Here is a 24354-nt window from a genome sequence, read left to right as displayed (position 1 = left end):
AGGTGCGGATTAATGTTCTGATACCATGTTTACTGAATTATGCTTTGGCTGTGACCTGACCAAAGCCTTGCCTTTGCATATTGCCCCAGGTATGTTTTTTTCCTGTAAGGAAATAGAAATACCCACGCATTGAAAAGATTACAATCAGCGGATGATATAAGATGGATTCGAATAAAGTTGTTGAACAAAGAAACAATACCTCGCGCCAGGTTTTGTAATAACGAAAGGTCATCTGATCCCACAATATAGCCAGTGTGGTGATCATTACTGAATAGGAATAACCAAATAACAATAGCAACAATGCGTATTCAGTATTAACCCGTCCGGCAACAAGCAGCGATATAAAATAAATAAGACCTGTTAGTTCAATTATAGGGGCCAGTAGCTCAAAAAAGAAATTGTAAGGCATTAGTATTAAACCAGCCCTGCCATAGCGCGGGTTAAAGAGCATTTTAAAATGAGAGTACATGAGCTGTGCAAGTCCACGGGCCCATCTTGTACGCTGCCGCATAAATATTTTTACCGTTACAGGCGCTTCGGTCCAACACAATGTAATGGGTATGTACCTGATAGCATAGTCTATTTTATTGTCGTATGCGTAACGGCACATGCGGGTCATAAGTTCCATGTCTTCACCAAATGATTGAGGATCGTAGCCGCCTGATTTGATGGCTATTTCCTTGTCAAAAAAGCCAAGCCCGCCGGAAACGTTTGGCACGCAGTTAACAAGGGTCCATCCCATTTTTCCCAGCACAAAAGAACGTATGTATTCCACTTCCTGAAACCTCGGCAAGAGCTGCCTGGGAGGCTTCATACGTAGTATAACACCACTATCTATAGTACAGGAATTGGCAATGCGTAATGTTGCACCGGTCGCTATTACTCGCTTGGATTTTTCGTCCATTACCGGTTTTATAAGTTTCAGGAGAGTATCCTTATCCAATATGCAATCAACGTCGGTACAAACAAAATAATCAAAAGCTGCAATATTAATTCCGGCATTTACTGCATCCGCTTTACTCTTTCCGTTTACCTTATCTATTACAACTAATTTGTTGAACGCCGTGTTGGTTGATTTGTAAATTGTTTTTACCGGCTGTGTTTTCAATTTTGCATTGTAGGCAAAGTCCACCGGAACCAATTCAAATTCTTTTACCAATTGCTCAATAGAGTTATCTGTACTTCCGTCATTGATCAGGATGATCTCAAACCTTGGATAATTCAACGTGAGCAAAGAACGAACATTCATAATAATGGACAAACCTTCATTATAAGCGGGTGCCAATACAGATATACCGGGAGTAAGGGGAGAGGTTAGTAGATGATCATAATTGGTATAGCTTTCCTTGCGCAAATATCTGCGTATGGCAATAAAGGAAAAAAATCCCAGCAAAGCGTATACCAGCAAAAGCGCCATCCCATATATGAAAATGGAGCTTTCGTAGAACTTTGCTATTTTATCAAGTATAAACTGCATTAGTATTTTATTAAAGGGTTCATTGCATGCTTCAGGATCAGCTTGTTCTCAGGTGTTGAGCTCTGGAAGAGTTCATCGATGAGATCTTGTGCATCAGACATGATAATTGATTTTGCGGCATTTTTGCGTACATCAAAATCCGTTGAGTATAAAAACTCCTGTTTAAGAAACTGAATGTTCCTGCCTGTTTCCATGCGGCCTATAGCCTTTAATATCTCTAACTGACAGGTAAGGGGCTGATTGGTGTATAAATGGATCAGCTGATCTTCAGCAGGCAGATATTTTATTTTACCAAGTGTGTTGATAGCTTCAGCACGCAGGGTGTGATCTTTATTGTCTAACAACTTAACTATTGCAGGCGCTGCATCTGTCTGTTTATAATGCACAATTAGCTTAAGACAGAAGGAGATAATGCTTTTGTTGTTGGAGTAAGTTATCCACCGGGCAAAGTTCGGAATGGAAATGTCTTTAGTGGTTGTGATGGTTTTAAAAAGTTCAATCTGTTCCCACATTAATAATGGTTCCGTACTTATGTCGAAGAATTTAAAAGGCTCGTTCTTACTTAGCTTAATGTAAGCGTTCCTGGCTTCGGCGCGCAACTCTCTATGCTTGCTGTTGGTAAGAGGAAGCACAATAACGTCAGAAATGGGAGCATCCATGTCAACCAGTTCGCGAATGCCTTTGATCTTTTTGCTCCATTTAAAGGCGTTCATCTTCTTGTAAGACACTTTATCAAATTCAAGATCCTGGTACAGCTTTCTTAACAAAAGCGCTATTGTGCCAGAAAAACCTTTCTTATAGCTGATGATCCTGTCAATAAGGATCTGCCTGCTTTCTTTGCCGGAAAGTTGCGGTGTATTAAAGGCAGCAGTATCAATGATAATACTGTTAACATCGCTGCTGCTGTCAATATCCGTCCGCATCAAAATATGTTCTGTAATCAACCCGTCTATAAAGGGAACAAGCTTGGCTTTTTTCTGTTCCAGGCGATGCCCTTTATACCTGATGATAAAAAGCCTGAACTGAATATATACGATGAGTGCAACGGATATAATAATAAAACAGATAGCTATCTGCATAATCACAGGAAGCCCTGCAAAATTCCTGATAGCAGGCATAAAAAAATTAGTGACCTGTAATGGATTAAGTACTAAAATAGCCATGGGTTTTTATATTGGATCAGGCAGTAGCTTGTTTGCTTAATAATTTTTTGATACGAAGAACAAATTCGCTAACCATGATGGGTTTCCTGATGTATTCATCCACCCCCATTTTGTAACTGTCAAGGATAGACGATTCATGTGTAATGGTGGAGATAACAACTACCGAAGCGTCTTTGGTGTTAGGATGTTGTTTAAGCTTACTCACAATTTCAAAGCCATTGGCGTAGGGCATCATAATATCGGTTATAACAAGGTTGTAACGTTTAAGCTCAAGCTTGCTGAGACCTTCTTTACCGTTTTTAGCAACCTCAACATTATAGCCTTCCCTGAGCAAAACCTTTTCTATAACGTTCTGCATTATCTCGTCATCATCAATAACGAGGATGTTCGGAATCGGATTCGTTCCTTCGTGAATCATGTAAATGGATTTAATAGTTAGCTTTTTAAGGGGAAGGCGAAAAAAATAATTCCGCGAAATTATCAAAATAACTTGTTCACAGATATTATAATTACATAAAGATATAATAATCCTTTTATTAATATCAAATCATGCAAGATTGAAAACGGGCTATTCTGACCGGAACTTCCGGTTAAATTAAAATCCATTAACAGTGGGATTGCATAACAACCACCGGAAGTGCTGAAAATAAAGGTCCTGCATATGACGCTCCTTCGGCGGAATGCCACACCGAAGCGCCCGTTCTGAAGTGCCTTTAATAAAATCCGGCATGTTATTTTAATAGTATATATAATTTATTCCTTATTTTGCCACTTTGTAGTTATTCTTAAAATGTACTTATAATTTTCCGAGCTGACTTTATCCATGAAAATACCGTTAAAGATCCGACTGTTTGCGGGTGTCTTATTTGCTGCAGCTATCGTATTATCCCTATGTATATTGTTCTTTTACAATTCAGGAGAGAGCAGGGGTGCCGAGCAATGGACGCATCATACGCTGCAGGTTATCGACAAATTACAGAATATCTCTCTTCACATAAAGGACCAGGCCCTCGACAGCGATAAATTATCACAAAAGGATGCATACGTTCGCGAAGCGGCAATTCACAACGAAGTTGAAGTGCTAAACACACTTATTCATGATAATAAGCCGCAGGTTAAACGGTCGGCCAGGCTGTCTGCAGCAATAGATTCTTTATCTGTCTGTCTTTATAACGGAACGGCATTGTTGAAAGATGGACAGAACGAATCTGGGCACGTGAAAAAACATGACCTGCTTGCTGCCGTTGATGCTATTTTACGTGATATGATAGCGACCGAATATTCGTTGCTTGAGGTACGAATGGCCAGGGCAGCTGCGCAAAGGAACATCTCCACATGGACCAACATTGCCGGAACTGCTATCATCCTTTTTTTGATAGGTTTTTTATGCACAAGAGTCTACGCAGAGTTCAATAAAAGAAGTGTTATGCAGGACAAGCTGAAGCATACTATAAGGCAATCAGACAGGCTGATGAAGGAAACAAAAGAGAAAAATGCGCTACTTACCGGCTTAGCAACATTGAATGAGGATTTTCAATCTGTAAACGATACCGACACGTTTGCAAAGCGTGTTCTATATTCCATTATACAAATACTTGAGCTTCCGGCCGGCGCTTTTTACATATTTGAAGAAAGGGAAAAAAAAGCACTTCAGTTAAAGGCCTCAAGTGGCTTTGAGGCACAGTCAGTAAAACTATACGCTTTGGAAGGATTGATTTCTTCACAAGCAGTAGACCAGCGCAAATTAAAAATCATTAAACAGGTGCCCGCCAATTACTGGCGTTTTTCCAATGCGCAGGATGTTTCAGGATCTATGGAAATAGCCTGTATTCCGCTGTTTATACAGAATGAACTTGCCGGCGTGATTGAGCTTGTTTCGTTCAGTTCATTCAACTCGTACCAGCTCAATTTTTTTGAAGTGATGGTTCACAATATAGCGGCAGGACTTAATTCTGTGCAGGCAAAAGAAAAAGAAAATGCTTTGTTAGGCCGCTTAAAAGAACATCAACAATTGCTGATCAGCCAACAGGAAGAGCTGAAACAGACCAATGAAGAATTGACGCAGCAGGCGATGGCGCTGCAGTCGTCTGAAGAAGAATTAAAAGCACAGGACGAAGAATTAAGAAACATTAACGTTGAGCTGGAGGAGAAGAATGAAGCGCTGGAATTATCCAGGCAAGCATTATCAGTTAAAGCTGACGAGCTGGAACAGTCAGGAAAATTCAAATCAACGTTCCTGGCCAATATGTCTCACGAGTTAAGAACGCCACTCAACAGCATTTTGATTTTATCACGTTTGCTGGAAGAGAACAAAGAAAACAACCTGGCAGATAAGCAGGTGAACTATGCAAGGATCATTCAGAAATCCGGTAAGGATCTGCTTTCGTTGATAAATGACATTCTCGATTTGTCTAAAATTGAAGCCGGCAAAATGGAGATAGTGACGGAAGAAACCAGTCTCGCTGATATATTGACCAGTATGAGAGATACTTTTTCTGTAATTGCAGAAGAAAAGCATATCTCTTTTTCAACTGTTATTACCCGGCAGTGTCCCGCCAGTATTGTTACTGATAAAAGCAAGCTGGAACAGGTGCTAAAAAATCTTCTTTCCAATGCATTTAAGTTCACGGATAAAAATGGTGTTGTTTCTTTAAGTTTTGATTATAAGCAAAACAAGGATACTGACGGCAAGGTGATCATCAAAGTGGAAGATAACGGAGTCGGCATATCGAAAGAGAAACAATCGTTGATATTTGAAGCATTCACCCAGGCTGATAGTTCAATTAACCGCAAATTCGGCGGAACCGGGCTTGGTTTATCCATTAGTAAAGAATTGGTGTGGTTGCTTGGCGGCACAATATCAATGAATAGCGAGAAGGGAACCGGAAGCGCATTTTTAATTGAGCTCCCTGTAAACCCTGTATCTGAACAAAGTAGTAACCCTGGCCGCATACAACATTCCGACGTAAATTTTAAACCTGGCCATTCTGCCCGAAATGGGATGAGCAGGACAAAAAAATCATTACTCATTATTGAAGACGACAGGGATTTTGCGACTGTATTAAGCGAGTATGCGTCGTCGAAAAACTATGAGACAGTGATAGCATCCAACGGTGAAGAAGGTTTATCCGTTGCGAGAAAACAAAGGCCGGATGCGATTATTCTTGATATGAATATGCCAGTTAAAAACGGCTGGGACACCTTAAAAGAACTGAATAGCGACGAAAACCTGAAAGATATACCTGTACATATAATTTCAGGCGCTGATGTTGATGGAGTGCCGGGTAACAGCGTAATCACCTATCTTAAAAAGCCGGTGGCAAATGAAAGTCTTGATGAGGCATTTGCTTTGCTGGGCATGAAATTGCAAACCGAAGCCAAACATGTATTGATATATTCTGACAGGTCATTAGCAGACAATAACTTTTCAGACGCGTTAAATAACGTACATTTTCATATAGTGCCGGATTATGTATTTTCTATTAAAGAGGCAATGCATAAAGCTGTAACAACAAAGTATGATTGTATAATAGCCGATATAAGGAATGATGTGGCTGAGAGTGTGAATACGCTTGCTGATCTTAAAAAGCAGGATGCATTTGCCGGCACACCTGTAATTATTTACCTGGATGATAACGGCATTGCTTTTGATGAGCTTACGCTAAAGAAGATCGCTGATGTAACAATCGTGCATTCTACACAGGCTCACAGGCGCCTGATTGATGAGTTGGAATTGTTCCTGAACAGGTTTGAAAATGAAACGGCCGCAAATTCCACGGTTGGGGCTCCGGACTATTTGCCGGATAGCTCGCTAAAGAATAAAAAAGCACTTGTAGCAGATGATGACATACGGAATGTTTTTGCGCTGAATGTGCTGCTGGAGGAACAGGGTATGACTGTTGTAACAGCTGCAAATGGGAGGGAAGCACTTGAAATGCTTACCGAAAGTAAAGATATAGACATCATTCTGATGGATGTTATGATGCCTGAAGTTGATGGGCTTGAGGCAATTGCCCGGCTCCGTAAGATGCTATTATATAAGGAAACACCGGTAATTGCCTTGACGGCAAAAGCAATGATGGAAGACCGTGAACAATGCATAAAGGCGGGAGCGTCAGACTATCTGTCAAAGCCGTTTGAAGCAAGCAAGCTGCTTTCTCTAATGCGTGTATGGTTATCAAGGAAGTAATCAATAATAAAAGGTTAAAAGAGTACGGTAAATTATGAGTAAGCCTGAGATACAATATCCGTTTAATATTCTTTTAGTGGACGATAAGGAGGAAAACCTGATTGTACTTGAAGATATATTGCAGGGTGAAGGAAGGGGATTTCTAAAAGCTTCTTCAGGTGGTGAAGCGTTAAAGCTTGTATTGAAGAACAATAACATCGGGCTGATTATGCTTGATGTACAGATGCCGGATATAGACGGGTTTGAAGTGGCCAGGCTGCTGAAATCCAATCCTAAAACAAAAAACATATCCATCATTTTTGTTACGGCAATCAGTAAAGAAGAACATTACATATTACGTGGTTTTGAAGAAGGTGCAGTTGATTATCTGCAAAAGCCGCTGGATGTTAATTTAGTACGTGCCAAAGTAAATGTATTTGAGCAGCTGTACTTTTATCAGCACAAACTGCAACGGTCAAATGAAGAGCTGGAGAAAGTCAACAAACAACTGGAGCGCTTTGTACACGTAGTTTCTCATGATCTGAAATCACCTCTTGCAGGTGTTTCTACAATTATCTCCATGCTGGAGTATAACAGGTATGAAATGACCGACCAGGAGCTGGAAAGCAATATCATCATGCTGGGTTCTGCCGTTAATTACCTGTCCGGTATGATAGATGCCTTACTGAAGTACTCGAAAGTGAGCCATTCACAGCAGGCTAAAGAGATCTTGGATGTCCGGGTAATGCTTGGCCAGATTTTGAATACATTGTTACCTCCAAAGAATATTTCAATTGTTCTGCCGGAAAAGATGCCGGTTCTGTTTACACGAAAAATAAAACTTCAACAGGTATTTCAAAATATTTTAAGTAACGCCATTAAGTACAACGATAAAGAGGCCGGCCTTTTAGAGGTTGGGTATGAAGACAAAGGAGATCATTATGTATTTTATGTGAAAGATAACGGTCCCGGCATTGCGTCTGATGATCAGCAAAAAGTATTCAACCTTTTTGAGACAGGAAATACGCTCACAAAAAGGGAAAGCAGTACCGGCATTGGACTAAATGTGTTTAAAATGCTGGTTGAAGAACAGGGCGGTAAAGTTTGGGTTGATTCATTTTATTCGGAAGGAAGTGTGTTTTATTTTGAATGGATGAAATGATTCATAATAAAAAAAAGTCAAATTTTGATGATCATTCGTCGAATTAGACAATCGTTTGTTATTTCCGGCAGTTAAATAGAGAGAAATAGATATTTTCATATTTTTTTGTATACAGCCGGGCGTTTATGCTGAGTTGCTACTATGGGTATTCAATACAATATCATTCTTCGGGCGCTGAATTTTCCCTCGTTACTGCTGAAAAGTTGTGAGGCTGGCTGGCGTATCGACGAACTGAATGGCGGCTTTTCCAGATTGCTGGATCAACCCCGTCAATTGTTCACCAATCAAGGGCTTTGCGAAAGCGCAATATTTTCTGATCACGATATTAACCCTTTAATTTTCTCTCTCATAAAATGTGTTGCAGAACGGTCAGCATGCACTGTTTCAACAAGTGAATACGGACAGGTAGTTTTAAATCCGGTATATGAAGGCAACATATTGCAATTTCTATTTTTAAGTGTTACTACACTTTCTGCAGATGACGTTGAGTCTGAAATATATCGCTTGAAGTCCGATCTTTTTTTTGAAGAACACGAGCTTGTATTAAACGGAGAACTCATACATGCGGAAAATGATTATAAAATAGTATTTGATAAAAGTCCGCTTCCTTCATGGATGTTTGATAACGAAACCATGTGTTTTGTAGATGTAAACGAAGCAGCAGTAGCTCATTATGGATATTCAAAGGATGAGTTTTTAAGTATGACTATTGCTGATATTGCATATGGCTTCGGTAATGAAATTGTTGAAAGACAAAAGACCGGGTTCACTAAAACAGGTACAGATCTGCATCGAAAAAAGAATGGCGAAAAAATATGGGTTGAATACACTTGTTGCAAACTAAAAGAGGATGATGAAAGGATAACGCTGGTTGTTGCAGATGACATAACTGAAAAGAGAAAGGCTGAAAACGATCTTCTCTTATACAAAAACATCATTGATAACTCTAAAGATGCAATTGGGTTGCTTGGCAAAGATGGTATGCCTATATTCATGAATGAATCAATGCGAAAGACATTGGGCAAAACCGAACAAGAGCTAGCTGATGCAGGAGGGATACTAGGGGTTTATAAAGATAAGCAACAGGCTGCAGATGTAATGTTAACCATATTTTCGGGCAATTACTGGAGTGGTGATGTTAGTTTAATAACGAAAGGAAATGATGTACAGGATTTTTATTTAAGTGCCGGCGCTGTAAAAGATGAAAAGGGAGAACTGGTAGCGGCTTACGGAATTCACACAGACATTACGGAGCGTAAACAACTGGAGCGTGAACTGCGCGAATACAATCAACGGATAACAACGCTGTTGGAAAGTATAACGGATGGTTTTTGCGCGCTTGACAATAACTGGATAATAACGATCTGGAACAAAGAGGCTGAAAAGGTAACGGGCATTAACAGATCGCAGGTATTGGGAAGGGTTTTGCTTGATGCATTTCCTGAAGTAGGGGAGATGGGGATTTATGAAACCTGCCTTGCTGCAAAAAAGGAAAACACCGCAAGGTCCCTTGAACAATATATAGCCCTTCTTGATAAATGGATAGAGTTGAACATCTATCCTTCAGAAGCAGGCATGACCGTATATTTCAGAAATATAACGGAAAAGAAAAGAGCACAGGAAGAAATTGAAAATGCCAATAAGGAAAAGTTGCAGATCCTGGAAAGTATTGAGGATGCTTTCTTTGCTGTGAACGATCAGAACATTGTTACATACTGGAACAGGGAGGCGGAACGGTTACTGCTGATGCCAAGGGAAAATATACTTGGCAAAAATTTGTGGGAAGTATATAGTCAAACAACACAACACACTTCTTACGCTGCTTTGGAAAAATCGATGAACGAAAGGGTTGTTGGTCATTTTGAAGAATATTATGCCCCATTGAATATCTGGCTTGAGGCCAGCGTTTATCCTTCACAAAAGGGCGTTTCAGTATATTTCAAAGACATTACAGAAAGAAAAGTAGCGCAGGAAAAATTACTGCACTCCAACAAACAATTGGAGTGGGCTGAACAGATCGGCAAGCTCGGGTATTGGAGCTTCGACCTAAAAGATAACGCGATCTTCTGGTCCAAAGAAGTTTACAGAATATTTGAACGGGATGAGGAGCTGTTTACTCCTGACTATGACACGTTCTATAACTCAATACATCCAGACGACCAACATTTATTTGACGAAGGTTTCAGGGATGCATTAGCCGGAAAGGAAATTTATCCTATAACGCATCGCGTTATTCTTCACAACGGCAAGCTGAAATGGCTGATGCAAAAAGCTGTAATTATTTTCCGCAAGGATGAGCAACCAATATTTGAGGGTGTGGTGCAGGATATAACTGAAGAGAAGGAAAGCGAACTTAAATTAAAGCTAAGCAACGAAAGATATGATTATGCCAGCAAGGCAACATCTGATGCTATATGGGACTGGGACCTTTTAACCGGAGAAATATTTTGTGCAGAAGGCTACAAAAGACTTTTCGGGTACGAGGAAGAAAAAGGAGATAATAAAATCTTTTTCGATCGCATACATCCCGACGACCGCAGGCGTATAGCGAAAAGCATGGCGAAAAAGCTTAAAGATGCATCGTCCAGTGTTTGGCAGGATGAATACCGTTATTTAAAATCTAACGGCGAATATGCCTATGTGTACGATCGCGCCTTTATGTTGTTTGATGACAAAGGGCGACCGGTACGGATGATTGGTGCCATGCAGGATGTGACAGCACGCAAGAATGAAGAGCAACAGTTGAAATTGTTTGAATCGGTTATTACCAATGCGCGGGACATGGTATTAATATCCAATGCTCCTGAAACTGCTGCAGACCTTGTTATTCTTTATGCGAATGATGCACTAACTGAGTTAACCGGCTATTCAAAAGAAGAAGTGTTGGGAAAACATCCTTCTATATTCCATGGACCCAGAACCTGTCAGAAAGAGATTCAAAAATTAGGTAAAGCCATCAATCAGCGGAAGCCTTGCGAGATTGAGGTGATCAGCCGCAAAAAGAACGGCGATGAATATTGGTCAAGTATTTCTGTTGTCCCGGTGGTTAATAAAGCTGGTCAGTGCACACATTTCATTTCCATAGAGCGCGATATCACAGACCGGAAGAAAAGTGAGCTGGAAAAAGATCAGCTGATTAAAGAGCTCACCCAAAATAACAAAGAATTAAAACAGTTCTCGTATATTACATCTCATAATCTGCGCGCTCCGCTAACCAATCTGATGAGTATTGCCGAGCTGATAGATTATGATTCAATCACAGATGAGACGATGACGCTGCTGATGGACGGATTTAAAAAATCCACCTGGCTCCTTAATGAAACGATCAATGACCTGGTGAATGTTCTTATTATCAAAGAACAGAATAATCCGTACATTGAGAAGTTACATTTTCAGGATGTTTGGAACGCTATAGCAAGTGCAACATCTCAACTGGCGGCGAAATCAAATGCAATGATCCACGTTGATTTTACCGAAGCAGAAACTGTGATGTTCAACAAAAATTATTTAGAGAGCATTTTTATGAACCTTCTTACAAACTCATTAAAATATGCTCATCCGGGCAGAACGCCGGAAATATCCGTAAAATCTCGTATGAAAAACAACAGCGTACAATTATTATTCACAGACAATGGTCTCGGTTTCGATCTTAAAAGGATCGGAGACAGGATATTTGGCCTGTACCAGCGCTTCCACAATTACCCTGACAGCAAAGGTATCGGACTGTTTCTTGTTCATTCCCAGGTAACATCTTCAGGAGGAAAAATTCAACTCGAAAGTAAGGTCAATCAAGGCTCTACATTTACCATAACCTTCAAACCCTGATAAAGTGATCAATAAAATCATCTGCATCGACGATGACTCAGTAACACTGATGCTCTATAAGTTAATTTTACCTAAAGCCGCTTTTTGCAGAGAAATGTTGTTTGCTGAAAATGGAGAATTGGCATTGGATTTTTATAAAGCGTTCGCCGCAGATAAGAATGCGTTGGTGCCCGAGCTCATTTTTCTTGACCTGAATATGCCCGTAATGAATGGCTGGGAATTTCTTGCTGAATTTGAACAAACGTATTACCCGCTTTTTCCTGATACCAAAGTGATCGTACTCACGTCCAGCGTAAACCCGGAGGATCAGTTTACTGCAGAGAATCACCCGGTGATCCTGGAATTTGTCAATAAGCCTATCAATGTATCCAAACTTAACGAGTTGAAGACGCGCCCGGGATTGGCAAAATACTTCAATAAATGAGAAGATAGTATGATAGCAAGACATGTAAGACATGTAAGACGTGTAAGACATGTAAGACAGTAAGACAGTAAGACATGTAAGACGTGTAAGACATGTAAGACAGTAAGACAGTAAGACATGTAAGACATGTAAGACAGGAAGAGAAGGAGATGGGAGTGGGAGTATTGAGCGGTAGCCTTTGGGATTTGTGCCGGAACTTATTTAAATCAGGTTACTATGGTTTATTTCTAACGCACCGGGCGTTAATGCTGAAATTATTTAGCGGCTTATTTATACCATTAATCATCCTTTTTTACCAATTCATACATATTTCCGTTGCATAAGCATTTTTTGTGTGCAAGCTTTGCGCCTCGATGACGATGTAGTCATTATCAAACAACTTATAAGCTTTAAAAAACTTTGTATGAGAAACACTTTTACTCACGGAGATGGCATTGCTTTGCCTCTGAAGAAGCAAAAGGTTTATGAACTACCTGTTTTTATCTTCATTCTTTTCTTCCTGTTTTTTCTACAATTGACCACGAACCTGCATGCGCAGGAGGTTATGGCAGGATTAACTTCAAATGGTGGACCCGCGGGAAGAGGCACTGCTTTTACAATCAAAACAAATGGAACCAGCTTCGGTATTATTAGCGGCTTTGCTGATTGGGGGAAAACGCCCAATGGTGACTTGCTGAAAGGCAATGATGGTAATTTTTACGGCATGACAAGTACCGGAGGCACATTTTCCGGAGGAACTATTTTCAGGATGACGCCGGTTGGTGAAATTACCATACTGAGACAGCTTAACCCGGCACAGGATGGATCTTCTCCCAACGGAGAACTAATAAAGGGAACTGATGGCTTTTTGTATGGTGTAACCAGTGCCGGAGGAACAAACTCCTATGGTACTATTTTTAAGATCTCCACAGATGGCAGTGTATTTACTGTTCTGAGACATTTCGCATACGCCACAGACGGAGCAAATCCTAAGGGGCATCTTGTACAGGCAAAGGACGGTAACTTTTACGGCCTCACATACGGTGGTGGCGCGAATGGCTATGGAACAATTTTTAAAATAACTCCAGCTGGTGCATTTACTTTACTCCGTTCACTGAACAAGACTACAGATGGCGGCAATTCCTATGGCAGTCTTACAGAAGGCAAGGATGGTAATCTGTATGGTCTTACCTATTGGGGAGGCACCTACAATTATGGCACAATATTTAAAATTGCGCCCTCCGGTGCATCATTTGCTGTTGTTAGACATCTGAATTCCGCAACAGATGGAGGCTATCCGCAAAGTGATCTTATCGTAGGATCTGATGGTAATTTTTATGGAAATTGTTACGGCGGCGGAACCTATGGCAACGGTACAATTTTCAAATTAACAACTGCGGGTGTATACACGGTATTGCGACACCTGGCATCATCAAAAGATGGTGGTGTTCCTTATGGCAACCTGATGCAAAATACGGATGGTTTTTTGTATGGACTTAACAGAACCGGAGGCTTAAACACTGCCGGAACAGTTTACAAAATTTCTACTACCGGCACATATACGGTGCTGCATTCTTTTGTCGCAACAACCGAAGGTACTACTGCCAATGGCGGCCTGGCCAGGGGCGATGATGGTAACCTGTATGGTATGACAAGCACAGCAGGCCCCGGTTTGTTCGGTACGGCCTTTAAAGTAACTACCGCAGGTGCCCTTACAGTGCTGGCTTCGTTTTGGGGAGCCGCTACAGGCAATGCACCACTGGAAACAATGGTAAAAGGAAAAGATAGTGCTTACTATGGAACAAACAGTACAGGTGGTGCCTATAACTACGGTGCGATATTTAAAATATGCGGCGGCAAGACCACTACGTTATTTTCTTTCAACCGCAATGTAAATGGCGGATTACCCAAAGGAAGTCTTATACAAGCTACCGATGGCAATTTTTATGGCATGGCATCTGAAGGAGGAACCAGCGGACACGGTACCATTTTTAAGATCACACCAACAGGCAGTTATACAGTGATCCGTCATCTGAATAGCCCTACAGACGGCGGTTACCCGCAGGGCAGCCTGGTTCAGCTTCCGGACGGAAATCTTTACGGTATGACTAATTCTGGCGGAACTAACGGAGGCGGCACTATCTTCAAAATAACCACTACAGGAACCTTTACTGTATTAAGGCACTTAAAAAGTGCCGATGACGGAGCCAATCCCGAAGGTAATCTCGTAAAAGGCGCAGATGGAGCGCTGTATGGGATGACGCTGAACAATCCGAAAATATTTAAAATAACTACCTCAGGAACTTTTACAATACTACGCGCGCTGGTGAGTACAACAGATGGTGCAGCACCTGCAGGAAGCCTGGTATTACATTCTGATGGTAATTTTTATGGCACAACAAGCAGTGGTGGCACTTACAGTGGCGGCACGATCTTTAAAATTTCGGCCACAGGAACATTCAAAACGCTTAAACACCTCAACAACGCCACCGATGGCAGATTTCCGAAAGGAACATTGTTGATTGGTACCGACAACAACTTATACGGAATGACCAGCAGCGGCGGAACATACGGTGCCGGCACTTTGTTTAAAATAACCACAGCAGGTACTTATACCATACTCAGACATTTTAACATGGTTACAGATGGCGGTGCGCCGACCGGTGGTTTAATACCTGCGCCAATTAATAACCTGGTGGCAAATGCACAATCTATTACTACTGCAGAGGACAAGGCAAAAGCAGTAACATTAACCGGATCTGGCGGTTCTCCGTTAACCTTTAATATAGCGGCTAATCCCGCACGCGGCAAAATAAGTGGCACAGGTGCAAACCGTACATACACACCTAACGCAAACTACGCAGGCGCTGATCAGTTTTCTTTTACAGTTAGTGTTGGCTGTCTTACATCTCCGGCAGCTATTGTAAGCGTTACTGTAACACCCGTTCCGGATACGCCTGTACTGGCTGCTATTGGAGCCAAATCGGTGGTGGTAAATACTACGCTCACATTTACTGCAAAAGGCACAGATCCGGATGCTGGCCAAATCCTTACTTACTCTTTAATAGGAGCACCTTCCGGGGCAACCATTAATTCAACTACCGGGGCGTTTTCATGGAAGCCGGCTGCTATAGGCAACTTTACATTCAAAGTAAGGGTTACAGATAATGGATCACCTGCCTTGTATGATGAGGAAACAATTACTGTTACAGTGAAAGCCGCTGCGGTAACCGCAATGCGGGCCATAAGTGAAGAACAGCTGCAGCCGGAAGAAACTGAAATAAAGGCTGTTGTTTTTCCTAATCCGGCAACATCTCTTATCAACCTGAAAATAAATACAGCAATGGAAGACATTGTAGTATCAGTTGTTGATATGAAAGGTGTAGTGCTAAGTAAGACAAAATACAATGCCGATGGTAAGAACAATATACAACTTGACGTGTCAGGTTTGAAGTCCGGTAACTATTTCATTCAGGTACAAAGTAAAAAGGTTACAAAGGCAATACAGTTTACGAAAGGATAGAGAAGTTGTACGTCGTAAGTTATACGTTATACGTTTATGGTAGCGAAAGGTAGGAGGTCATATGTTGAAAGGTTGGACTAACGAAGATGAAAAATTGATCTGCAACATATAACGTAAAACGTATAACGTATAACGTACAACTTACAACTTAAAATAAACGTCGGTGGTTTTGGTTTTTTCAGCCGCAGCTTGCTTTTGCATCTGCGGTTTTTTTATTAAAAATCTGTTGGCTTCAGGCCGATGTCATTTAGTTAAGAGCATATAAAGCTCCAGCGGAGCTTCCTGTTTGAAAATCAGGATTTTAAAATATCGTCGGACTCCAGCGGAGCCTCCTGTGACGCTTGTCAGGTAGCTCCTAACGGAGCTTGAGTGATCTATTTTTTTCTTTCTACAAACGGGATGCTCCTACGGAGCAACACCAGCGAATCATCCTTAACTAAATGACACTGTTCTTCAGGCAATCATTAGCGGACATTAGTTGTATCAAAAGCGCACGGTTTTATTGTTTTAAATTGATTCAATAAATTGAAATTGAAGTAGATATAAGAATGGCATTTACTTGGTAGCTTTTTACGCCGGTGGCAATTAAGCTTAATAAGTAAATTACAGACCATGCTAAAAAACTACCTGAAAACTGCTTTCAGAAATCTTTCAAGGCATAAAATATTTTCGTTCATTAATATCATGGGACTGGCTGTTGGAATGACGTCCGCGTTCCTGATATTTATTTATGTAAGCTTTGAAAAAAGCTATGATAATTTTCATTCAAAAGCTGATCGTATTTACCGGGTTGTTACAGATGTGAAGACACCTACGGAAACGATCAGGACCGGAATGACAACCACTCCGATTGCCATCAATGTAAAAAAGGATTTTCCCGAGGTGGAAGATGCGGTACGCGTAACGCGCGATGAATTTCTGATAAGAAAAGGTGAAATGAAATTCCAGGAGAAAAAAGTTGTTCTGGCAGATTCGACCCTCTTCAACGTATTTGATTTTAAGCTTATAGCCGGCAACAAGAAGACAGCACTTACCGAACCGATGAGTGTTATAATGTCTGAATCGCTCGCCAAAAAATACTTCAATAAGGCGAATCCGTTAGGCCAGCAAATATTGCTCACTGGTGCAGCCATAAACGCGACCATTACAGGGGTAATGAAAGATATTCCCGAAAATTCCCAGATAAAAGCAGATATGCTGGTCTCCATGTCTTCATTCAGGCAGATCTATGGCTATCCAACTTCAGACAGTGAATGGACCAATCATAATTATTACACCTATCTCTTACTAAAACCTCATGTAGACGCGAAAGCATTCGAAAAGAAACTTCCGGCGTTTATGGAATTTCATCATGGTGAAGAAAGCAAAAAACTGCAGATGTTTGAGACGTTAACGCTGGAGCCTTTGCGCGATGTTTATCTGAAATCAAAACGCGATGGGTTTGTATCAGGAAGTATCAGCAACGTAAATATTTTTTCAATCGTTGCTATTTTCATTCTGCTTATCGCCTGTATAAATTTTATTAATCTGACAACGGCAAGAAGTGCCGAGCGTGCAAAAGAAGTGGGCATACGTAAAGTAGTCGGAGCGGCCAGGTATCAACTGACAAAACAGTTTTTAGGGGAGTCGATTATTATCTGCATGATTGCATTTGTATTGTCGGTTTTATTGTGTCAGTTGCTAATGCCTTTGTTTAATCATTTGGCCGGCAAAACAATAAGCACAAATGTTTTTAGCGATTACAGTAATATTCTGATCTTATTTGTGCTGGCAATTGTGATTGGGTTTATTGCAGGTTTTTATCCATCGTTGGTATTATCATCATTCAGACCGATCAGTGTGTTAAAGGGCCGTTTCTCTACCGGCACAAAGGGTGTTACGTTAAGGAAAAGTCTTGTTGTTTTTCAGTTTACTATTTCCATTGTCTTAATAGTTAGTACCATCGTTGTTTACAAGCAACTGAGTTATATGCGCAATCGCGATCTCGGCTTTAGCAAGGATCAGGAAATGATCATCAATACTAATTATGATAAGAACAAAGATGCATTCAAACAATCTTTGGCATCAATACCGGGCGTTATATCCAGCACTTATTCTTCCAGTGTGCCGGGCAGTGATCATACATCTGCTTATTCCCAGGTTGAAAACAAAACCGGCGAAATGCAGAAGACCAACCTGAATCTGTATTTCGTGGACTTCAATTACATCGACCAATACAAATTGAAAGTGGTTGCGGGAAGGGCATTTTCAAAAGAGTACCCTACTGATTCAACAAAGGCGATGGTGATTAATGAGAGCGCGGCAAGGATTCTCGGTTATGCAACACCTCAGGAAGCAGTGGGTAGAAAGTTTGATCAGTGGGGCAGACAGGGTGTGATTATTGGCGTGCTGAAAAACTTTAATTATAAATCACTGCAACAGGATATCCAGCCGCTGACAATGCGCATAGAACCCGGATCATTTGGAACGATATCTATAAAAATAGCCACAGCTAATATCAAACAAACCGTAAAAGCGATTGAAAAAAGCTGGAACCATATCATTCCTAACAGACCGTTTGAATACAATTTCCTTGATGAATATCTTAATCAGCAATACCAGGCAGAAAATAAATTTGGAAGTCTGTTTTTCAATTTTGCCATACTGACCATTTTTATATCATGTCTCGGATTGTTGGGGCTTGCGTCTTATAGCACCATTCAGCGCACAAAAGAGATAGGGGTAAGAAAAGTGCTTGGAGCAAGCGTTTCAAATATTGTCGGGCTGCTTTCAATGGACTTTATCAAACTCGTTTTCATTGCGTTTCTGATTGCTTCACCGGTGGGCTGGTATGCAATGAACAAATGGCTGAATGATTTTGCTTATCGAACCAATATAACGTGGTGGGTATTTGTGCTGGCCGGTATAGGCTCGTTGCTTATTGTTTTTATAACGATCAGCTTCCAGGCTGTAAAGGCTGCAGTTGAAAATCCTGTTAAGAGCCTGAGAACGGAATGAGTTGTACGTTGTAAGTTCTACGTTATACGTTGTACGTGTTTGTTTACGAATTCCAAAACTGAACAGCAACTTATAACGTAAAACGTATCACGTACAACCTAAATATACTTGTAGACTTTTTGCGGTATTCTTCCAGGTCGGCTGGTATGCAATAAACAAGTGGCAAAAATAATTTTACTTATCGAACCAATATAACGTGGTGGGTATTTGTGCTGGCGGGTAGTTGTACGTTGTAAGTTCTACGTTTTATACAGTACCCGAAAAATATTACGTTGCCATGAATAGGATAGAAATGCAAAACTGAACAGCTACGTACAACGTATTACGTATAATATAACTCAAATATACTTGTAGACTTTTTTGCGGTATTCTTCCAGGTCGGCTTCATTGCTAAGCTTATCGAAGGCATAACTCGACCCATCTTTATTCTTTCTGATTAAAATAATTGTTCCACCCCCAATTGCATGGACTCGTGCTTTTTTAAACAGGCGGTTTAATGAACTTTCATCACCTATGGTCTGCCATTCTTCAATTTCTGTTACATTAATCAGTAAGTCTTCCATCTGTAAAAATTGTTTATCCAAGTTCATCTATCGTCTTCACCGGCCAGCCATAAAAGTTAAACATGGTTTTGTGTTCATCATCCTCATCAAAATATTCTTCATCGCCGGTAAAGGGCGCAATATACCGGTTTTTCATGTAGAGTATAAATGCAGCCGTAGCAGCGCCAACCAAAGCAGCGGTAATTATAATTTTCTTCATTCGCATTTATTTTGCAACTAATTAAGCAATAGATGTACCATTTTTGAATACCGGAGTAAATGTTATTTAGCTTTCTTTTTTTTAACTGATGTTTTTGATTTTGGTGCCGTTGGCTTACCCGCTGACTTTTTCACAATGCCTTTACTTGCTGTTAATATTCCTGCAAATCCCTGGCCATATTGTGTGCCTTGCATACGGCGCGTTAAGGACCATTCTTCTCTTAATTTCTCCGGGGGGCCTTCAAAAATATTCCCGTCTGTGCCTTGGTCATAACTTGTTTTTTCAAAGGTTTAAGAATACAGATAAGTTACCATTTTTTTCCGACATATAAAAGCTACAATTGATGCAGCCACTCAAGTATTATCTGGAGTACCTGCATTCTTTCAGGCTCATTGTGCAATTCGTGGTAGCCGCCTTTCCACTCTTTGTATGTAAGCAGCTCCCGGGGTGCATTTTTGGCGAAAGTCCGGGAACCCTCTACGTTGGTGAATACATCATGATCTCCATGGATCAGTAAGGCCGGAATCTGCAAATCGCCTGCATGTTTAATGGACCATTCACCGTTTTTTATCATGTCATATGCAAGCCTTATACTTATCCTGTCATGCCTTAACGGGTCTTTAATGAATGTTTCTACCTGTTTTTTGTCGTGTGAAATCTTATTGATATCAAGATCTTGTTTTAGTCTTAGAGACGGAGCTATTCTGTTAATTATGCCAAGCATCAACATCAGCAAAGGCGGCGTCTTTCTGGCTAAAACCAAAGCCGGGGATGATATGATAACAGCTTCTATATCCGGGTGTCTTTTCAATACGAAAGCTGTTGCTATACCGCCACCCATACTGTGGCCGTACAACACAACCGGCTTCTGCCATGCTTGTTTGACATATCCGATGAAAGTCGCTATGTAATTGAGGTAAAATTCATAGCCTTTTGTGGAACCTCTTGCGCCGTCTGACCTGCCATGGCCGTAATGATCTATCCCAACAACAGCAAAATCATTCTTTGTAAAAAAATCAGCAACATCGCTGTACCGTTCAATATGTTCTCCAATTCCATGTACTAAAACAATAACAGTGCTGAATTGCTGTGGTATCCACTTTGTTCCTGAAAAGTTAACCCCATCGTATTCCCATGCAAATTTTTCCATCATACGCCGTTCGCTATTTAATGCTTAAACAATTTATCAAACATTCTGTTTAAGAAAATCTAAAAAAATCGTAACAAATGCATGCTTTTTTGCGGTTCAGGTTGAATGCCTTTTTTTTGCTGCAGACAAAACCTTGCAAATGCACTTTCGACTAATTTATCTTGTCCTTCTCGGCATTTCATTTTTGCCTTGTGTTAAATTATACGCACAATCGCAAAACAATTTCAGCGGTTGGCTGGCGCTCTTCAGTTCTTATAAACTCAACAATAAGCTTTCTGTTCATTTTGATGGACAGCTACGCAGTGCTGATAAAATAAAAGAAGCACAATCATTTCTCATCCGTCCGGGTATAAACTATATGGTTGCCAGGAATCAAATTGCAACGGTTGGTTATGCATACGTGGGGCATTTTAGACGGATCAATGGAGTAAGCGGCTGGGCAAATGAACACCGCATATGGGAACAATATATTTTTAACCAATCTTTTCCCGTTGCAGAAAGGGCTGTTTCGTTGCAGCACCGGCTTAGGCTGGAGCAGCGTTTTATTAGCAGGAGCGAAGTGGTAAATGAGCAGCTCAAGACGAAAGACTATGTCTTTGCCCAACGTTTTCGCTATTTTGCACGTAGCATTTTTCCGCTAGGGCAGACATCTAAGTTTACAAAAGGAATGTTTATCTCGCTCCAGGATGAGGTATTCTTTAATGTAACCAATGCCTCTGCAGTGAACAATAAATTTTTTGATCAAAACCGTGCATATGGTTCTATAGGTTATCGCCTGTCTCCCAAATGCGATATAGAAACAGGTTACATGTATCAGTTTGTTGCCGGACGCAACAGCAACATCAATAATCACATTTTACAAATTGCAGGATACCTTAGGTTATAGAAATTAACCGGTAAAATAGGCGGGAAATGAAATTTTGAGTATTTTATTGTACCAAAATTTGAGGCCGTTATATGCTGTTAAAACCAAACCTAAGTCTCTACCGTTTTTTTGTAATCACCTGGCGCATCGATATTTTGATGCTTTGCCTGTGCGGCATAGTATATTTTGTTGATACAAAATTGTTGCCTGGCTTGCACATTCCTGTTGCGCTTGCTACATTAATGGGCACTGCATTAGCCTTTTTTATAGCCTTCAATAACAACCAGGCGTATGACAGATGGTGGGAAGCAAGGATAATATGGGGCGGCCTGGTAAATGATTCAAGATCATGGTCGCGCAGCATTTTACAGTATGTTCAAAAGGACAGGGATAAGGAGATACAACGGCGGATGATTCTGAGGCATATCGGTTTTTTATATGCCCTGAAGGCATCTCTGCGAAGAACAAACGACAATCAATACAAAAAATTTCTGCCGGATGATGAAGTTGAAAGAGTTGCTTCTTATTCAAATATTCCCAATGCTATTATAGATGAGCAGGCTGCTGATCTGCGACGACTATACGACCAACAGATGATTGATGGATATCGCTTTCTTGGTCTCGACGGATTATTGAAAAACTTTTGTGAGGGGATGGGCAAATCGGAGCGCATCAACAACACTGTTTTTCCTACTACTTATATTTACTTTACACGATTGTTTATCTGGTTACTGATGCTTATCCTCACGATGGCTATTTCAGAGGAGGTTGGGCCCGCAGCCATTTTTTTTGGATGGGCAATAGGTTTCGTCTTTCACATTTCGCATCTTAACGGAATGAACATCATCAATCCGTTTGAGCTTAAAGCTCCGGCTATTCCATTGGACAGCATTACGCGAACCATTGAGATTAATCTGCTACAAGCTTTGCAGGAGAAAGATATTCCTGCGCCTGTGCAACCCGCACATAACAATGAGTATATCTTGTAATTTGCACTTCGGCCGTCTCTCTGCGAGATAAAAAATACAGTTTACATAGGAGATCCACAGGGCAGGCACGGAGATTCACAGAGAATACCTGAATCGTAAATAAAAAAGTGCCGCAGAGAAACATTCATCTGCGGCACACCACTCAAAACCTATAATAAATCACGATTAGTGCATTGCTTCCGACATATCCATTTTCTTTGCTTTATTGCCTTTTACCATCAACACAAACGGAATACAAATAAGGAACAGGATGCCAAGGTAGTAGAACACGTCCATGTAAGACATTACAGCGGCTTGTTTGGTAACAGCATAGTCCAGTGATTTGTAGGCGCTGCTTAATGCTGTATTGGCCGGCATACCTTTCGCCATAAATGCATGCTGCATGCCAGTTACGCGCTGCGCAACATCCGGGTCTGTAACATTCAATTTGCTTACAAGTGTACTGCGATGGTCCATATTACGCCTTGCCATAAATGTGGTGATCATGGCCACGCCAAACGAACCACCCAGCTGACGCATCATACCTGTAAAGGAAGCGCCTTGTCCAATCTGCTGTCCTTTTAATGTACTTAAGGATAGTGTTGTAATTGGAATAAAGAGCAGACCCATACCAACACCACGTACGATCAGCATCCAGAAAAATGCGTCTTCACTGGTGTCGGGTGTTAAGATCTTATATCCCCACATACAGAATACAAAGAACAGGAGCATACCTAACGAAACCAGGTACTGCTGTGGAACACCTTTTTGTAGCAACTGACCGATGATAGGCATCATGAATGCAGTTGTTATAGAGGCCGGAACCATTAACATACCGGCCTGTTGTGCCGTCCATCCCAGCGTTGACTGTGTGTATAATGGAATAATAAATGTTGATCCGTACAGACCAAAACCTAATATAAAAGAAAGTATGGTACCTACTCTGAGGTTACCATTTTTCAATACGCGTAATTGTACGATAGGGTTCCGGAATGTAAGCTCGCGCCAGATAAAAAAGAAAAAACCAAGGAATGACGCCACTGCAAAGAACGTAATCTCTCTACTGGCGAACCAGTCATCATCCTGTCCACGCTCAAGCACGTATTGCAAAGAACCAACAGTTGCAGCCAATAAGAAAATGCCCAACCAGTCAATATCTCTTGTTTTACTTTTTTCAGAATATTTCGGACTTTTTACAAACTGCAGTGTTAACAAAGCAGCTATAATACCGATTGGAATGTTAATGTAGAATATGTAAGGCCATGAAAAATTATCTACGATGTAACCACCTAAAGGAGGGCCAAGTGTAGGACCTACGATAACACCAAGGCCGTATATTGCCTGAGCCATTCCTCTTTTTTCGGCCGGGTAACTTTCTGTAATAATCGTTTGGGAAGTTACCAGCAAGGCACCGCCTCCAACACCCTGGATAAACCGGAAGATAACCAGTTCCCATATATTGGTGGCATTACCACATAAAAAAGAACATATAGTGAACAGAACGATGGATACTGCAAAATAATTTCTTCTTCCAAACTGCTGAGATAGCCAGCTTGTCATCGGTACAATAATAACATTACCGATAGCATAAGCCGTAATCACCCAGCCAACCTCTGTCATGGTGGCTCCAAGGTTACCACGCATGTCATTCAGTGCCACGTTAACAATGGTAGTATCCACTATCTCAAGCAACGCACACATGATGGCTGTAATGGTAATGATCACACGACGGGATCCGTACTCAACCAATGAATTTTGTTGTTGCATATAATAAGGTAAAAATTGGGAGAATTTGAGATTTGAAATTTGAGATTTGAAATGCTAAGCATTCAAAAAGTCTTCGTGTTGGTCAGCTAAACAAGTCTTAAGAACTATAAATCATCCATCGCTA

At 40.8% G+C, this 24354-nt stretch carries 16 protein-coding genes; 8 read left to right on the top strand and 8 right to left on the bottom strand.

Annotated elements, in window-relative coordinates:
* Positions 1-37: 37 nt before the first annotated feature.
* From QTN47_RS06185 to QTN47_RS06175, 3 genes are read right to left on the bottom strand one after another with little or no spacing between them, the layout of a single operon-like run.
* Entirely contained in the window at positions 38-1477 is a 1440-nt protein-coding gene (locus tag QTN47_RS06185) for a glycosyltransferase family 2 protein (protein WP_369328468.1), read from the bottom strand.
* Positions 1477-2640, bottom strand: a complete 1164-nt coding sequence (locus QTN47_RS06180) for a HEAT repeat domain-containing protein (protein WP_369328467.1) — start codon at positions 2638-2640, stop codon at positions 1477-1479. The genes QTN47_RS06185 and QTN47_RS06180 overlap by 1 nt, the downstream gene beginning before the upstream one ends.
* Positions 2641-2656: 16 nt before the next feature.
* Positions 2657-3058 carry a response regulator gene (locus QTN47_RS06175; protein WP_369328466.1) on the bottom strand — a complete coding sequence of 134 codons (402 nt, stop codon included), beginning with the start codon at positions 3056-3058 and terminating at the stop codon, positions 2657-2659.
* A 405-nt stretch (positions 3059-3463) separates the two neighbouring features.
* Between QTN47_RS06175 and QTN47_RS06170 the strand changes: the two genes are divergently transcribed.
* The 6 genes from QTN47_RS06170 to QTN47_RS06145 all read left to right on the top strand — a co-directional run bounded on the left by QTN47_RS06170 (position 3464) and on the right by QTN47_RS06145 (position 18718).
* Positions 3464-6829 carry a GAF domain-containing hybrid sensor histidine kinase/response regulator gene (locus QTN47_RS06170; RefSeq protein ID WP_369328465.1) on the top strand — a complete coding sequence of 1122 codons (3366 nt, stop codon included), beginning with the start codon at positions 3464-3466 and terminating at the stop codon, positions 6827-6829.
* Positions 6830-6863: 34 nt separating this feature from the next.
* Positions 6864-7970, top strand: a complete 1107-nt coding sequence (locus QTN47_RS06165) for a sensor histidine kinase (RefSeq protein WP_369328464.1) — start codon at positions 6864-6866, stop codon at positions 7968-7970.
* Positions 7971-8111: 141 nt separating this feature from the next.
* Positions 8112-11795, top strand: coding sequence for a PAS domain S-box protein (locus QTN47_RS06160; RefSeq protein WP_369328463.1), 3684 nt, complete (start codon positions 8112-8114; stop codon positions 11793-11795).
* Positions 11796-11799: 4 nt separating this feature from the next.
* Entirely contained in the window at positions 11800-12219 is a 420-nt protein-coding gene (locus QTN47_RS06155) for a response regulator (protein ID WP_369328462.1), read from the top strand.
* Between the two features lie 403 nt (positions 12220-12622).
* Entirely contained in the window at positions 12623-15721 is a 3099-nt protein-coding gene (locus QTN47_RS06150; RefSeq protein ID WP_369328461.1) for a T9SS type A sorting domain-containing protein, read from the top strand.
* Positions 15722-16333: 612 nt separating this feature from the next.
* A complete protein-coding gene (locus tag QTN47_RS06145; RefSeq protein ID WP_369328460.1) occupies positions 16334-18718 on the top strand; it encodes an ABC transporter permease in 2385 nt (794 codons plus the stop codon).
* Between the two features lie 338 nt (positions 18719-19056).
* On the opposite strand, the gene QTN47_RS06140 is transcribed toward QTN47_RS06145, so the two are convergent.
* From QTN47_RS06140 to QTN47_RS06125, 4 genes are all read right to left on the bottom strand, one after another.
* A complete protein-coding gene (locus tag QTN47_RS06140) occupies positions 19057-19281 on the bottom strand; it encodes a hypothetical protein (RefSeq protein WP_369328459.1) in 225 nt (74 codons plus the stop codon).
* Positions 19282-19294: 13 nt separating this feature from the next.
* The gene (locus tag QTN47_RS06135) at positions 19295-19480 is read right to left on the bottom strand and encodes a hypothetical protein (protein ID WP_369328458.1); all 186 of its coding nucleotides are present in this window, start codon (positions 19478-19480) and stop codon (positions 19295-19297) included.
* Positions 19481-19542: 62 nt separating this feature from the next.
* Entirely contained in the window at positions 19543-19674 is a 132-nt protein-coding gene (locus QTN47_RS06130; RefSeq protein ID WP_369328457.1) for a hypothetical protein, read from the bottom strand.
* Between the two features lie 140 nt (positions 19675-19814).
* The gene (locus QTN47_RS06125; protein ID WP_369328456.1) at positions 19815-20633 is read right to left on the bottom strand and encodes an alpha/beta hydrolase; all 819 of its coding nucleotides are present in this window, start codon (positions 20631-20633) and stop codon (positions 19815-19817) included.
* 136 nt (positions 20634-20769) lie between these two features.
* On the opposite strand from QTN47_RS06125, the gene QTN47_RS06120 reads away from it, so the two are divergent.
* Positions 20770-21516: a DUF2490 domain-containing protein gene (locus QTN47_RS06120; protein WP_369328455.1), complete on the top strand. Its 747-nt coding sequence runs from the start codon at positions 20770-20772 to the stop codon at positions 21514-21516.
* Positions 21517-21587: 71 nt separating this feature from the next.
* Positions 21588-22484, top strand: a complete 897-nt coding sequence (locus QTN47_RS06115) for a bestrophin family protein (RefSeq protein ID WP_369328454.1) — start codon at positions 21588-21590, stop codon at positions 22482-22484.
* 165 nt (positions 22485-22649) lie between these two features.
* Here the strand turns inward: QTN47_RS06115 and QTN47_RS06110 are convergent, their stop codons facing one another.
* A complete protein-coding gene (locus QTN47_RS06110; protein ID WP_369328453.1) occupies positions 22650-24230 on the bottom strand; it encodes a DHA2 family efflux MFS transporter permease subunit in 1581 nt (526 codons plus the stop codon).
* Between the last annotated feature and the right edge of the window lie 124 nt (positions 24231-24354).

It is taken from the genome of Danxiaibacter flavus (genome assembly GCF_041060425.1).
GTDB lineage: Bacteria > Bacteroidota > Bacteroidia > Chitinophagales > Chitinophagaceae > Danxiaibacter > Danxiaibacter flavus.
This window is presented reverse-complemented; position numbering and strand designations above follow the sequence as displayed.

Coding starts and splice junctions, on each gene's coding strand:
- QTN47_RS06185 (WP_369328468.1), bottom strand. CDS start 1,477: ATGCAGTTTATACTTGATAAAATAGCAAAGTTCTACGAAAGCTCCATT.
- QTN47_RS06180 (WP_369328467.1), bottom strand. CDS start 2,640: ATGGCTATTTTAGTACTTAATCCATTACAGGTCACTAATTTTTTTATG.
- QTN47_RS06175 (WP_369328466.1), bottom strand. CDS start 3,058: ATGATTCACGAAGGAACGAATCCGATTCCGAACATCCTCGTTATTGAT.
- QTN47_RS06170 (WP_369328465.1), top strand. CDS start 3,464: ATGAAAATACCGTTAAAGATCCGACTGTTTGCGGGTGTCTTATTTGCT.
- QTN47_RS06165 (WP_369328464.1), top strand. CDS start 6,864: ATGAGTAAGCCTGAGATACAATATCCGTTTAATATTCTTTTAGTGGAC.
- QTN47_RS06160 (WP_369328463.1), top strand. CDS start 8,112: ATGGGTATTCAATACAATATCATTCTTCGGGCGCTGAATTTTCCCTCG.
- QTN47_RS06150 (WP_369328461.1), top strand. CDS start 12,623: ATGAGAAACACTTTTACTCACGGAGATGGCATTGCTTTGCCTCTGAAG.
- QTN47_RS06145 (WP_369328460.1), top strand. CDS start 16,334: ATGCTAAAAAACTACCTGAAAACTGCTTTCAGAAATCTTTCAAGGCAT.
- QTN47_RS06140 (WP_369328459.1), bottom strand. CDS start 19,281: ATGGAAGACTTACTGATTAATGTAACAGAAATTGAAGAATGGCAGACC.
- QTN47_RS06135 (WP_369328458.1), bottom strand. CDS start 19,480: ATGAAGAAAATTATAATTACCGCTGCTTTGGTTGGCGCTGCTACGGCT.
- QTN47_RS06130 (WP_369328457.1), bottom strand. CDS start 19,674: ATGCAAGGCACACAATATGGCCAGGGATTTGCAGGAATATTAACAGCA.
- QTN47_RS06125 (WP_369328456.1), bottom strand. CDS start 20,633: ATGATGGAAAAATTTGCATGGGAATACGATGGGGTTAACTTTTCAGGA.
- QTN47_RS06120 (WP_369328455.1), top strand. CDS start 20,770: ATGCACTTTCGACTAATTTATCTTGTCCTTCTCGGCATTTCATTTTTG.
- QTN47_RS06115 (WP_369328454.1), top strand. CDS start 21,588: ATGCTGTTAAAACCAAACCTAAGTCTCTACCGTTTTTTTGTAATCACC.
- QTN47_RS06110 (WP_369328453.1), bottom strand. CDS start 24,230: ATGCAACAACAAAATTCATTGGTTGAGTACGGATCCCGTCGTGTGATC.